This is a genomic window from Microbulbifer maximicatervae (SeqCode), assembly GCF_052467505.1.
The window spans coordinates 587,869-601,629 of sequence record NZ_CP174313.1 but is presented as its reverse complement, the minus strand read 5'-3'; the positions used below and the strand labels follow the sequence as shown (position 1 = coordinate 601,629).

At 46.8% G+C, this 13,761-nt stretch carries 13 protein-coding genes; 4 read left to right on the top strand and 9 right to left on the bottom strand.

Annotated features, from left to right (window positions below):
* Window positions 1-174: 174 nt before the first annotated feature.
* The gene (locus ACJJIN_RS02720; RefSeq protein WP_444896770.1) at window positions 175-1,125 is read left to right on the top strand and encodes a right-handed parallel beta-helix repeat-containing protein; all 951 of its coding nucleotides are present in this window, start codon (window positions 175-177) and stop codon (window positions 1,123-1,125) included.
* Between the two features lie 625 nt (window positions 1,126-1,750).
* Window positions 1,751-2,707: a right-handed parallel beta-helix repeat-containing protein gene (locus tag ACJJIN_RS02715; RefSeq protein ID WP_444896769.1), complete on the top strand. Its 957-nt coding sequence runs from the start codon at window positions 1,751-1,753 to the stop codon at window positions 2,705-2,707.
* Window positions 2,708-2,817: 110 nt separating this feature from the next.
* Here ACJJIN_RS02715 and ACJJIN_RS02710 read toward each other — a convergent pair whose 3' ends face one another.
* The 3 genes from ACJJIN_RS02710 to ACJJIN_RS02700 all read right to left on the bottom strand — a co-directional run bounded on the left by ACJJIN_RS02710 (window position 2,818) and on the right by ACJJIN_RS02700 (window position 4,703).
* Window positions 2,818-3,204: a RidA family protein gene (locus tag ACJJIN_RS02710; RefSeq protein WP_444896768.1), complete on the bottom strand. Its 387-nt coding sequence runs from the start codon at window positions 3,202-3,204 to the stop codon at window positions 2,818-2,820.
* 11 nt (window positions 3,205-3,215) lie between these two features.
* Window positions 3,216-3,584, bottom strand: a complete 369-nt coding sequence (locus tag ACJJIN_RS02705) for a VOC family protein (RefSeq protein ID WP_444896767.1) — start codon at window positions 3,582-3,584, stop codon at window positions 3,216-3,218.
* Between the two features lie 147 nt (window positions 3,585-3,731).
* Window positions 3,732-4,703, bottom strand: coding sequence for a LysR family transcriptional regulator (locus ACJJIN_RS02700; RefSeq protein WP_444896766.1), 972 nt, complete (start codon window positions 4,701-4,703; stop codon window positions 3,732-3,734).
* 95 nt (window positions 4,704-4,798) lie between these two features.
* On the opposite strand from ACJJIN_RS02700, the gene ACJJIN_RS02695 reads away from it, so the two are divergent.
* Window positions 4,799-5,869: an alkene reductase gene (locus tag ACJJIN_RS02695; protein WP_444896765.1), complete on the top strand. Its 1,071-nt coding sequence runs from the start codon at window positions 4,799-4,801 to the stop codon at window positions 5,867-5,869.
* Window positions 5,870-5,897: 28 nt separating this feature from the next.
* On the opposite strand, the gene ACJJIN_RS02690 is transcribed toward ACJJIN_RS02695, so the two are convergent.
* The 6 genes from ACJJIN_RS02690 to ACJJIN_RS02665 all read right to left on the bottom strand — a co-directional run bounded on the left by ACJJIN_RS02690 (window position 5,898) and on the right by ACJJIN_RS02665 (window position 12,325).
* Entirely contained in the window at window positions 5,898-6,713 is an 816-nt protein-coding gene (locus ACJJIN_RS02690) for a DUF817 domain-containing protein (RefSeq protein WP_413665245.1), read from the bottom strand.
* 95 nt (window positions 6,714-6,808) lie between these two features.
* Complete coding sequence (locus tag ACJJIN_RS02685) at window positions 6,809-7,516, bottom strand: hypothetical protein (RefSeq protein ID WP_444896764.1); 708 nt, start codon at window positions 7,514-7,516, stop codon at window positions 6,809-6,811.
* A gap of 805 nt (window positions 7,517-8,321) precedes the next feature.
* Window positions 8,322-8,666, bottom strand: a complete 345-nt coding sequence (locus ACJJIN_RS02680) for a hypothetical protein (RefSeq protein ID WP_444896763.1) — start codon at window positions 8,664-8,666, stop codon at window positions 8,322-8,324.
* Between the two features lie 480 nt (window positions 8,667-9,146).
* Window positions 9,147-10,538, bottom strand: a complete 1,392-nt coding sequence (locus ACJJIN_RS02675) for a class II 3-deoxy-7-phosphoheptulonate synthase (protein WP_444896762.1) — start codon at window positions 10,536-10,538, stop codon at window positions 9,147-9,149.
* Window positions 10,539-10,607: 69 nt separating this feature from the next.
* A complete protein-coding gene (locus ACJJIN_RS02670; RefSeq protein WP_444896761.1) occupies window positions 10,608-11,798 on the bottom strand; it encodes an amino acid aminotransferase in 1,191 nt (396 codons plus the stop codon).
* A 26-nt stretch (window positions 11,799-11,824) separates the two neighbouring features.
* Entirely contained in the window at window positions 11,825-12,325 is a 501-nt protein-coding gene (locus ACJJIN_RS02665; protein WP_282933355.1) for a MarR family winged helix-turn-helix transcriptional regulator, read from the bottom strand.
* A gap of 273 nt (window positions 12,326-12,598) precedes the next feature.
* Between ACJJIN_RS02665 and ACJJIN_RS02660 the strand changes: the two genes are divergently transcribed.
* The gene (locus ACJJIN_RS02660) at window positions 12,599-13,729 is read left to right on the top strand and encodes a homogentisate 1,2-dioxygenase (protein WP_444896760.1); all 1,131 of its coding nucleotides are present in this window, start codon (window positions 12,599-12,601) and stop codon (window positions 13,727-13,729) included.
* The last annotated feature ends 32 nt before the right edge of the window (window positions 13,730-13,761 follow it).

The window sequence follows — 13,761 nt, the reverse complement described above, 5'->3', positions numbered from 1 at the left end:
TATTTCCATTAAAAAATACTATCAAAACCTCAAAACAATATTTATCTAATCAAGATAAATCGGGCAATATTTAAACAAAAAGCAGGCGCTCCTCTTCAGACGCAAATATCAACCCAGAAAACCTGGCTTTTTATTCATATATTCGCCCAACTGATTAAAGGTAGAGATAGACTCATGCAAAAGAAATACATTTTACCACTTAGCGCAGCTCTTGCGGTTTTATCAATGGGTGTCGCCACAGGCTCACAAGCTCAGGCGGTTAGCTGCGGTGACGTAATAACCACTCCGACCACCCTCGATAGTGATTTAGTGTGCACTATTGCTGATGAATTTTCTGTCGCAATAGCAATTGAAGGGCCATCTGGCAGCCTTTCAATGGGAGATTACAGTTTGACCTGTTCCACCAATAAATTTGGCACAGGTATTATTTTACTGGAAAGTGGTGCCCGGCTTAGCGGGGGTAGCGTAATCGGTTGCGGCGACGCTGTGACTGTTGTAGGTGATGGTGGCCATTATGTTACAGGTGTCACTATCACTGATTCTGGTAATAATGCTGTTTATGTCAAAAGCAATTTCAATGTAGTCAGCAGCATGACAATCACTGGAGGTAGTGGGGTTGTGGATGAAGGTATCCTAATCCAGGGTAACAACAATCTCGTCAACAACAATTTTGTTGGAAATACTGACAATCCTGGCATCGAAATTACAGGAGCCTACAATCATGTTTATTTTAACGAGGTCTATTTTTGTGCAACCGATGGAATTGTAGCTGGCGGTATTTTTTCACGTGTAACCCACAACACATCCAACTTCAATGGTTACCAAGGTATTTCAGTTGCTGGTAGCTACGGCACTATCGCGCAAAATAAGATTACAGATAATGATTTTGCGGGAATCCAGATACTACAGGGCGAATTCAATAATATTGCCAATAATAACGTTGTTGATAATGGCACTTATGGGATATATATTGCGGACAGTATGCCCACCGACAATACGATTTCTGGCAACTTCTCCAAGGGCCATACCTACGACTTATATGATCCAGAAAACTTTGCTTGCATAAGCAGCAATACCTGGATAAACAATACATTCACAACTTCTGACCCGGGCTGCCTCGATTGAATTGATAATTTAAGACCATATAAGCATATGGCCAGAAAAAAATCATTAATTGAGAATTTAAATGTACAAACGACCCTCTTTTAATTTCAAAAAGAGGGTCACCCTTAAACACACGACAATATCAACTAGGAAAATATACCGCAATCCTCTACATGTTAATTAACACAGGCAACAACGGATAACCCTACCTACCACTTTCGATCAGGTTCTAGCATAGTGAGTCCGCAGATCTTATTCTGGCATAAGATTTATATATTAATGTCTACAACCCCATGTACAACACTAGCGAACTCGGTATAGAAATAGAGATAATAGGGGCGCTCAACTAACCAATGGTAGTATTAACGGATTATATTTCAGTGTAGATAATCCAGTTTTCACTTCAAACAAATCATAGAAAACAATATATTCACAATATCTAACTCCTACTGTCTTGATTATGTAAACCAGAAAAATGAGGAGCTTTATATAATTTTCTGATAATTACACACAGGCCCCAGACACACGCAAAAACCACCAAAAACTCCGTAGCGCTATAAAAGATATAGACAGCTAATACTGCCTCATTAAAGTATATCACCGTATTAATATCTACACTTCTTATAGCTGTTAAAAGGAGTTACCCATGTTCTACCCTATCCAATACCCTAAAACCCTTTCCATGACTCTATTTACTTTAGGTGTCTCCCTATCATTAACGGTCAATGCCGTAGATTGCGGAGATGTCATTACCGAACCCGCCACCCTAACCGAGGATCTAGTTTGTGAGTTTACGGATGCTCCTGCCTTAACAATTCAGGGGCCAACTGGAAGTCTGTATATGAATGGACATTCCTTGACTTGCTTAGGATCAGATGCAGGCAATGGAATCGTGCTTATAGGCACATCAGCTGAATTATCCACCGGAACAGTAAATGGTTGCAATGACGCAGTTTTACTCTTAGAGGCGGGTGGGCACACTGTATATGGCATAAATGCATTGCTTCCACTGGACGATGCCATTGTTGTAAGCAGTGATAGCAATATCGTCACAGGCAATTATACACTTGGTGACGGGAATGACTCAGATGATGGAATCGATATCAATGGTAACCTTAATTTTATTTCCCAAAACATCATTGAGTTATCCGGTGACGAGGGCATGGAAGTTGACGGCACTTCCAATACAATAATCGGCAATACTATTACTGGGTCCGACGGTGATGGAGTCGAATTAGATGGGGATTTTTCAATCTTTGTCTCGAACATTGTACAAGACAATGACAATACAGGTATTGAAATTGAAGGAAGCTCATGCACCGTTTCGAATAACACAACAGTAGAAAATGGATCTTCTGGAATTTCATTAGAATTTTCCGCATCCAACAATGGCATCAGTCAAAATACCAGTAGTGACAATGGAGCTTACGGTATATTAGTTATCGGTGTTAACGCCATTGGCAATAACATTGTCTTTAACACTGCCACAGGAAACGGCTTATTCGACCTTGAAGATCTTTTTGAGAGTGAGGATTGTAGCGTTAACAATAACCTTTGGTCAGGCAACACCTTCTCATCCGCGGAGCCAAGCTGCCTTGAATAAACCCTAAGTTACGTCTGCCGGGGTTATTAGCCTTTAAACTAAGGCAATAACCCCGCCCCCCTTTACTGCCAATGCTACTATTTCAGGTCGGCATTACCCCCCTTTTCAAATTAACTTCCAGAGACAACGGCATCCATCTCAATCTCCACTAACCAATTAGAGTCAATAAACCCCTTAACCTCCACAAAAGTACAGGCAGGGCGAATATCTGAAAACAGTTCCCCATGTGCCCTGGCCGCATCTTCCCAGCGCTTTATATCAACTAACATAATCCGGGTTCTAATAACGTCAGGCAGAAGTCCACCAGCCTCCTTCAGAGCAGTGACAGCAATATCCAAGCAGAGTTTGGTCTGGCCATAAACATCACCGATAAAGGCAGTTTTGCCCTCTGATATAGGAGCGGTCCCCGATATAGCGATTTGCCCCCCGATCCTACAGGCTCTTGAAAATCCTATGGGATTCTCAAGGTATGAACCGGAACTTACCAATTTTCTCACTTTAACTCCTTCTAACGAGTAAATACGGCTATTTTATTTCCATCCAAATCCCTAAAATAGGCCCCATAAAAAGATTCCGAATTCCTATAGCCTGGATCACCTTCAGATGTCCCTCCAAGTCCAAGCGCTATAGAAAAAATCTTATCGACTTTATCAATACTGCCAACGTTAAGGGCTAACATTGTACCGTTACCAATACTCGCCGGCTTTTCATCATAGGGAGCAGTAACAGCAAGTTTTGTGGAGGAGCCTTTAAACTGCCAGAAAATAACTGTATCAGAGTGATAAACTTCCTCTGCAGCAATAGGGGCTAAAATCTTGCAATAAAACAGCCCCGCCCTGGGCAAGTTATTTGTACCTAATGTTATATGAGAAATCATGTCGTAAAGCACCCTATTGGAAAAGTAAAACCTAAGATTTTATGGTCTAACCGCTAAAGCAACTACTGTATTTCAAAGTTTTCAATCCGTGATCAGGTCTCTATTTAGTGAGAACGGCACCTCCAGATTATTGCCCCTACCTAAAATCTACAAATTCCCAGTAGTCAACGGGCAGGTTTCATATTGGCACAGCTGGTGATCAGGACCGAACTCAAACCGGCCTTTAATTTCATTTAAATACTCCAACAGTACCGAGACTCTCTTGGGCTTATTGACTCCGGGCCGATAGACTACATAAATTGGCATAAATATCGCGTGCCATTCGGGAAATATTCGTATTAACTCCTGCTTCTCCAACTCGCAGATCATGCTGTTAACCGGAATTTGAGCTATTCCCACCCCGCCAGCAGCAGCCCTTATTGCCGTTTCTGGATTGCCACAATGGAAGTTACTTCGCACTTCGATAGATTCCGTTTTGTTTTCGGATACCAGAGTCCAAAAAGCAGACTCAGGGGAAGTCCCGGCTGTAATACAATTGTGCTGCCTGAGCTCCTGGGGTGACTCAGGTATTCCGTACTCCCTTAAATAGTCCGGACTGGCTACCAGAACCTGAGTCGTATACCCGATTTCTTTCGCCACCAAACGGTCATCGGCGATCTGCCCGACACGAATTGCCAGGTCTATACCCTGAATAAACAGGTCATCAAAAGTGTTGGATAGCTCCAGCGAGATTTGGGCTTTCGGCCACTGCTGGAGAAATGGAGGGAAAATATACTGGGCCAGGTAGCTCCCCATGGCCGGGGGGGCCGATACACGCAGCAACCCCTGTACTTGCTGCTCTATCTCCCGCACATCCTCGCGCAAGGATTTAAACTCCTCCACCAGTAAAGAGGCCCGGCGAAGGGTAACCCTACCCGCATCAGTAATCTCAATTTTCCGTGTAGAGCGCTCCAGCAGCTTGGCTTGCAGTTGCTCTTCCAGCTTCGAAATGGCTTTGCTCACTGTAGATTTGGGCAGCCCCAGCTCCTCGGCACACTGGGTGAGACTCAGCAGTCTGCAAGTGGTCACAAAGATCGATAAAGTTCGAAAGTCTATAGTTTCCAAATCGCGAACAATCAATTTCAAAACACCTTATTGTTTCCAATAAGCTGTGAGCTTAGTCTGTGCGCCATCGATAGACAACTGCTTTTCGTGACAACATTGAGGCACACAAGATGACTGCGACACAGGATCTGTTTACAGGTATTCAATTAGGTGATGTGAAGCTTGCCAACCGTGCGGTGATGGCCCCCCTGACCCGCGCAAGAGCTGAAAACCACGTACCTACCCCTTTAATGGCTGAGTACTATGCACAGAGGGCTGGCGCCGGCCTGATTATTGCCGAGGCAACTATGGTGGCAGAGGGAACTTCAGCCTTTATTTCTGAGCCAGGTATCTACTCCCAGGAACAGATCGAAGGCTGGAGACAAGTGACTGACGCCATTCACGAGAGAGGCGGCAAGATATTCCTGCAACTTTGGCACGGTGGGCGAGCCAGTCACCCCGATTTGAATAATGGCACAACGCCGGTTGCAGCCAGCCCAATCGCCATTGACGATACGGTTCACACACCGAACGGAAAAAAACCTTACACCACCCCAAGATCCCTTGAAACTGTGGAGATCCCAGGAATTATCGCGGCTTTTAAACAGGGAGCAATCAATGCTAGAGATGCTGGCTTCGATGGAGTTGAGGTTCATGGTGCAAACGGCTATCTCTTGGACAGTTTTTTGCGGGATGGCTCAAACCTTAGAACAGACGAGTACGGTGGGTCTTTAGAGAATCGTGCACGCTTGCTGTTTGAAGTTCTGGAGGCCGTTATCGAAGTTTGGGGCTCCGGCAAAGTTGGATTGCGAACTTCTCCCCTAAACGGATTCAACAGCATGCGCGATAGCGATCCTGAGGGACACACTCGCTGGTTTGCATCAAAATTGAATGAATATAATTTGGCCTACTGGCACTTGATGCGAGCCGACTTCCTCGGCGAGCAACTCGGAGATGTATTGACTCCAGCAAGGGAACTGTATCAGGGCAATCTGATTGGCAATATGGGGTACGGGCGAGATGAGGCCAATACAGCCATTGGGCAGCAGCAAGTAGATGCGGTTGCCTTCGGCGTTCCATTCCTGGCGAACCCGGACCTGCTAAAGCGTTTTAAAGCCGATGCGAGCTTAAATGAAGCAGACCCAAACACCTTCTATACCGGTGGCGCAAACGGATATACCGATTACCCCACAATGCCCTAACCTTTAAGGAGCAAGCAGCTAGGTCGCCTTAAGCGGGCGACCTGCTTTCCGTACTCGGAGCACCAGCAGTCTCGGAGCGGATCTTCACGTTATTAATCAGTGAGACCAGTACAAAACTCAGCAGCATCAGTAGATACCATGAACTGAGCTTCGCCAGAGATACCATTTGCCATTCATGGGATTGATTAGGGTAAATCCATATATTTGCAAAAGTAGCAATATTTTCAGCAAACCAAATAAACAGTGCTACCAGCAACCACCCCAAAAGAAGCGGCATAGAGCGATGCTTTTCAACGACCTTAAAGTAAATATTGGTTCGATAAAACAATAACACTGTTCCCGCTAGTAACGCCCAGCGGAAATCCCAGATATAGTGATGTGTAAAGAAGTTGACATAGATAAACACAACCAGAACAACTGTCAGCAATTTCGATGGATAGTGAGAATATTCAAATTCAAAAATTCGCCACACTCGAGCAATGTAACTGCCCACTGCGCTATACATGAACCCTGTAAACAGTGGCACATTACCAATCCCAAAGAAGTACTCTTCCGGGTAACTCCATGAGCCAATAGCGTCAGATGTCTTAAATATCTCCATGACGGTCGCAACGACATGAAATACGACAATAACTATTGACTCCCTGAATGTTTCCAGTTTTGTAGCTAGAAGAAAGACCTGAAAGGCTATAGCAGCCAGAAAGATAAAGTCATACCGGTGAATCGATTCCAGTGGATACCAATAGTTGGTGACAATCATAATTCCCAGCAAGAAGCCACCGAAAATACAGGCATAAGCCTGCCTCAAGCCAAACAACCAGAACTCACGAATATATCGTTTCAAATCCACACTTGATAACACTGCAAACAACACCTAAGTGGAAAATTTCTGTGGCTTCAAGCCTACCGATTCCAATACCTTTCTATTTTTAGAAAAAATTATCTGATATTTATGTTTTTAAATCCAAACTCTTTACTCCCGGCCTTAAAGCCGAGATTCAAGATTTCAGTATAGTTCTCAGGGACTTCAAAAAACACGATTTCCAGCTCGGCCTCAGAACCGCGGGGAAGCTCCAGATATACCATTCCCCTCACTTCCTGCCCACCCCTAAATGCCTCATACTCCTTGAAGACAGCGCCATCTTTCATAATCAGGCGCCAGGAGGAAAGCCTTACTTTTTGCCGACTTCTCCGATTAGTCACGGTCATACGGCACTGCACTGTACCGCCCTGCCTTACACAATTATTGTGATGAATCTCGACCCCTTGCAGGTAAACAGCACCACCTTCAGAAGTCGTTTTTGGAAGACCCGCAACAAAATCCGGACTGTGATACTCCTTCCCCAGAATAAAAAATGAAAAACAAGAGATCGAATAAGCCAAAACCACAACCACACCAAATAGGTAGCGATTTTTTAAGTAGCTCCAAATACAAAGAGATAGAGAAGTGCACACAATCACAATAGCCATAAAGGCTACAAAATACTCAGGGCGCCATATGCCGTATAGGTAAATCATGGGCTCAGGAAATAGATACTGGGTAAGTGCCCATAACACTGCTACTAATGCCGACAATACGCCCAATATTTTTGCAGCAAAAAACTTCCTGCGACTGACTGAGTAATGTCCCTTTACCATATCTGTCATTTTGCTTTATCCCTATACAACCAGCGTCAAGCTGGTTAGCTAGCACTGCTGACAAGTCACTTAAGCTTCAAGCCAGCGCAAAATGGTACATGATACAGATTTAAAGACCGAAATCGATTACACCTTATTTCTCTGCTTTAACGAACATGATAAATCAAGGACTACTTCTATACTATTCAATTACCTTGTATAGCGGTCTCTTTGGGTATGAGAACAACTTAATTACATCAAATTTTAGTCATGCCGGTTGCATGTGAAGGGAGCTGTAAGGTTAGGAAACTTAATAGAAAGTGCCCGATGGGAGCTAAACCCCTCATCAATAAAAATAAAGCACAGCCCGCAACGATAAGAACTCCTTCCTCCTGCACTGTGGCAGTCCATATATATAGGTTATACAGCTGCTAATACAACACCCTATACAACTAGAAATGATACTAAGAAAATGCTCAATAGAGCCAAAATAAATGGCAACAATAATCCAATATAGATTTTATTGAAGATAACCCAACCCCAACATAAAAAGGAGATGCCCCCACCCCCTCCTTTTACCCCCTCCGGAACAGCACCCTTTTCTATCCGGAATTACTAGCAGTATTAACATCGAAATTTTGGGCGCGAATTTCATTTTTCCAATGTTGGCCACTCAATCAGACTGACTTTAAAAATACCTTCATCAACCTAAACAACCAAACTAATCATCTCTACCGCTTGAATCACTGCTATACCAGCCATCACCTAGATTTCTGCCAAACGAACAAACCTCCCCACCCTAGAATCAACACTCAAGTCAGGGGAGGGCGAACATTTAAACTTGTACGCGACGGATTACTCGAAAACCACTAGAGCAGCTATCATTCCAAACCTGAATATTTACTTCCTTTCCTGTCGAGTAGGCAAACAGCAAAAGAGAAATTACTTGATTTACATCACTTCGGTCGGCATCTACAGCAAATACAGCCTCATTTCCAACACCATTACTACATCCCGCCGGGTTTTCGGAAACACTTTCACCTACTGTAAAATATGCATCTCTATCTGAATAACCGGCATTAACGTGAACCACATCAAGCCCACCGATATAGGTATATTCCTCTGCCGAAACAGATAAAGAGAAGAGGGTAACAATCAAAAATAACATTCTATTTAACATAAAGATTTCCCTTCAAAACTAACATTGTAAAATTATTAAATTTCCACTTAGTACCAAATATTAAATAAGCCAACGGGGAGCTTGTTACACAGAGGAGAAAGCACCACCCCCTCCAACTGGGACAACATGACTCCACCTGTAAACATCTGAGAGTTTAATCTATTAAAATTGCCCTCCCTGCAACACTATCCAACCTTAAAAGGTTAATCTAAAACAACCCGCCCCACAAACCCCGACCCTCTGAATTGGAATAATGCTAGGCCCCCTCAAATACTCCCCACAACATAAGCACTCAAAAATGACTTTAAAGGCAATTAGTATTTTCTATGTATCTACAAGTGGAACACTTATTCGGAGGCAACACAATAAATTCAGCGAGATCAAGAATTCCCCAAGTAAAACAAAAAACCTCTTACTAAGACTTAAGTTTAATATAAGAGGTTTTATACACGGGATTATCTGATTAAAGCGAACTACAAATCAAGCAATTCGTCCAGCGCGCAACCATTCAGAAACACAAAACGCCAGCTCTAGCACCTGATCGGCATTCAGCCGCGGATCGCATTGGGTGCGGTAGCAACTGGCCAGGTCTGCTTCAGAAATTTTCCAAGCTCCACCGGTGCACTCAGTGACATGCTGTCCGGTCATTTCCAGGTGGATACCGCCGGGATGGCTTCCCTCGGCCCAGTGTACCGAGAAAAAGTCGCGAATTTCCCGCAGGATTTTTTCGAAATCGCGAGTTTTATAACCGTTACCCGCTTTAACAGTATTACCATGCATGGGATCAGTACTCCATACCACCGAGCGCCCCTCCGCTTGAATGGCGCGCACCAATGCAGGCAATTTTTCTCCCAAAGTATCGGCGCCCATACGGGTAATCAATGTAAGGCGACCTGCATCGTTCTCGGGGTTGAGCTTATCGATCAAACGCAGCAACTCATCCGGTTGCATCTTTGGACCAACTTTCACCCCAATCGGGTTGCAAACGCCGGAGAGAAACTCCACATGAGCGCCATCCAGTTGCCGAGTGCGTTCACCAATCCACAGCATATGTGCGGAGCAGTCATACCATTTGCCAGTAAGGCTATCGGTTCTTGTCAGCGCTTGCTCGTATTCAAGTAATAGCGCCTCATGAGAGGTATAGAGTGAAGTCTCACGAATTGCGGGAGAGTTCTCTGAGGTAACACCACATACCGCCATAAACTCTAAAGCTTCCTGAAGGCGTTCCGCCAGCTGGGCATACTTTTCCCGCTGAGGGTTATTTTTCAGGAAGCTGAGATTCCATTTGTGCACCTGATGCAGATCAGCCAATCCCCCCTGGGCGAAAGCTCGCAGTAGGTTCAGGGTGGCTGCCGATTGGTTATAAGCAGTTACCATCCGCTGAGGGTCAGGTATGCGCGCTTCAGCGGTAAAATCAATGCCGTTGATAATATCGCCACGGTAGCTGGGCAGCTCTACACCGTTCACTGTCTCGGTATTTGCTGAACGGGGTTTGGCATATTGGCCGGCCATTCTCGCAACTTTCACCACCGGCAGGTTACCGGCAAAGGTGAGCACGACAGCCATCTGCAACAATACCTTGAAAGTATCGCGAATGCGGTTTGCATTAAAATCGGCAAAAGATTCAGCACAATCACCGCCCTGCAAAAGGAAGGCTTTCCCCTCGGCAACCTGAGCCAGCTGACGGCGCAGCTCGCGAGCCTCTGCCGCAAAAACCAGGGGCGGATGACCAGAGAGCTGTTTAGCCACCTGGGCAACATCTTCGGCAGACGTGTATTGGGGCTGTTGATGTGCGGTGAAGTTTCGCCAGCTCTGGGGGGTCCAAATTTGGGTGGGGGATTCGGGCACTGGGACTCCTAGCTCAACTTCCATCTTTCACTCTTACTTCTAAAGGATAAATCTTAAGGGTGAGCATATTGCTCACCCCCAAATGTGCCGAATTTACAGCACGCTGGCAACAGCCTTACAGAAGTATTCCATATTATTGGAACTCAGGCCGGCAATACTGATGCGACTCGAGTCCACCATATAAATGGAATAGTCCTTTTGCAGCTGTTGTACCTGTTCGGGATTGATACCCAGGAATGAGAACATCCCTTTCTGCTGGCGGATAAAGCCAAACTCACCGGCAGCACCCGCTGCGGCGAGTCCTTCTACCAATCCAGCACGCAAACCGTTAATACGCTCGCGCATTTCGGTCAGCTCAGCTTCCCAGTTCGCTTTCAGTCCCGCATCAGTAAGAATAGATTCTACAATGGCAGCACCGTGGGAAGGTGGCATGGAATAGTTGCCACGAATAGCGCTCAGCATCTGGCTATGGCCTTTATCGGCGGCTTCGCCATTCGCATAAATCACCATAGCCAGGCCGACACGTTCGCGATAGAGGCCAAAATTTTTCGAGCAGGAAGCTGCAACCAGCATTTCTGGAACAGATTCAGCCATCAAGCGCAGGCCGTAGGCATCATCTTCCAGGCTCTCGCCAAAGCCCTGATAGGCCATATCGATAAACGGCGTGAAGCCCTGCTTTTGCGCCATCTCCGCCAACACTTTCCACTGCTCACGGGACAGATCCGCACCACAGGGGTTATGACAGCAGGCGTGGAAAAGAACAACGTCGCCCTCACCCACATCTTTCAGGGTCTCGACCATTTTGTCGAACTGCAAACTGCTGGTAGCGCGGTCGTAGTAGGGGTAGCTCTTGATTTGCAAGCCCGCATTACCCAGAAGCGGCACATGGTTAGCCCAAGTGGGGTCACTCACCCACACGGTTGCCCCAGCTTTGGCGCGATTAATCAATTCCGCCAGAACTCTTAAAGCACCACATCCACCGGGAGTTTGAGCTGAGCGAACGCGACCGCCCACCAACGCGGGGTGCCCGGCACCCAGTACCAGCTCCTGCATGGCGGTGTTGAAACCCGGAGTTCCGGCCGGGCCGATATAGGCCTTGGTTTCCTCACCCTGTAATAAGCGGGTTTCGGCTTCCTTGACGGCTTGCAAGACAGCGGTATGGCCTGCCTCATCTTTATAGACGCCCACACCGAGATCAATTTTGCTGGGGTTTTCATCCGCGCGGTAGCTGGCCAAAAGGCCCAAAATCGGATCTGGCGGAAGGCTGTTTAAATGCTCAAACATCTGAAAACTCCTCTTAGTTATCTCATTTATTCATCAACGAGGCCGCGCTCAGACCATTCCTTCGCGCGCACCATTAACTTATCAATAATGCTATCCAGTTGTTCCCGCTCCTCAGTGGAGAGGGATGCCATCAAGTCATTCTCGTACTGATGGGCCAGCGGCACTATGCGAGCATAAATATCACGCCCCAGCTCCGACAGGTTCAGCACTTGCCGGCGCCGGTCACCGGGATCTTCACTGCGTGTAATGTAGTCATTCTTTAACAGGGAAGAGACGGCTCGACTGATTGCGACCTTGTCCATCGCCGTCTGCTCAACCAGCTCGGCGGCAGATAAATCGGGAAAACGACCCAGAATTGCCATCACCCGCCAAGCGGGAATGGTGAGGTGGAAGCGCGCACCATAAGCTTGCGCAATAGCATTACTCACTCGGTTGGAGAGTACCGAGAGGCGGTAGGGTAAGAACTTTTCGAGGCGCAGCTCGTCGTTCTCAACAACGGTGGGTCGCGTGTTTTGTTCGATTGTCATAGCTGCCCTCAAACCTGCCTGCTCGGGTGTCCCGGTTGTACCTGATACTCAATTTAACTAACATTGGTTTCAAATGTAACCACTATCGGCACAAATACTTTCTGGAAAAGTTACCGGGCCATACGAAAAAATGGCCGGACAGTATAGGTTTTTTTGCGCCATATTTGCGAACTAATTGGGTCTATGGCGCAAGAAATTTGCGTGTAAGTGGCGCTGAGATGCTCAATTTTTCGCCACACCTTCGAACCATCCGCACAGAAGCGAGGCCACGCCATGAAACAGTGGATCAGCTTTCCGCGAACGGAAGGAAATACAAGCCGCCAAGCCCATGCAGATTTCCCACCCAACAGCTTTGAAAGGGAAATGGGCAAAGAGGGTTTTTTTGGGCCCTGCACCCACTTCTACCATCGTCATCCCCCCACCGGCTGGAGCCAGTTCGAAGGTCCACTGCGTCCCCACGCTTTTGATGCCACGCAAATGAAGCACAATGGAACAAGCCCCTGGGATCAAAAGCCGATCCTGCGAAACCAGGATAGCCAGGTCGCCCTCTGGACCTGCCGGGAGCCTATGGATCATCTGGTACGCAACGCTGACGGCGACCAACTCCTGTTTATACACAATGGGAGCGGCGACTTGTTCTGTGATTTCGGCCATCTCTCTATTCGCGATGGGGACTATATCCTGCTGCCCCGCGGCACCTTATGGCGCCTGACGCCGACAGAGGATGAGCCACTGGAACTATTGATGGTGGAGGCGATAGGCAGCCATTTTCAGCTCCCCGAAAAAGGGATCCTTGGCCCCAATGCGATTTTTGACCAAGCGATGCTGGATGTGCCTCGTATAGATAAAGCCTTTCTCGATCAACAGGGCGATGATGAGTGGCGGGTTGTGGTTAAGGCCCGGCAACAGCTGTCGACCATTACCTACCCCTTCAACCCACTGGACGCCTGTGGTTGGACTGGGGACAACCTGGCCGTTTGCATCAACTGGCGCGATATACGCCCACTGATGAGCCACCGCTACCACCTACCCCCTTCGGCTCATACCACCTTTGTCGCACAAGGTTTTGTTGTAGCGACTTTTGTACCTCGCCCGATTGAGAGTGACCCGGGCGCACTCAAAGTCCCCTTCTTTCACAACAATGATGACTTTGATGAACTCATCTTCTATCACCGTGGTGACTTCTTTAGCCGCGACAATATTCATCCGGGGATGCTTACCCTCCACCCCATGGGATTTACCCACGGCCCCCACCCCAAGGCATTTGCTACCGGGGCCCGGCATGCGCGCAAGGAAACCGATGAAGTTGCTGTAATGATCGACAGCCGCACCCCCTGGGATATTCTCCCGGATGCCCATGCCGTGGAGCTAACAGATTATGTAAACTCCTGGAAGCCAAAGTGAATACAGCGCATCCAGACAACACCAAGAAGGCT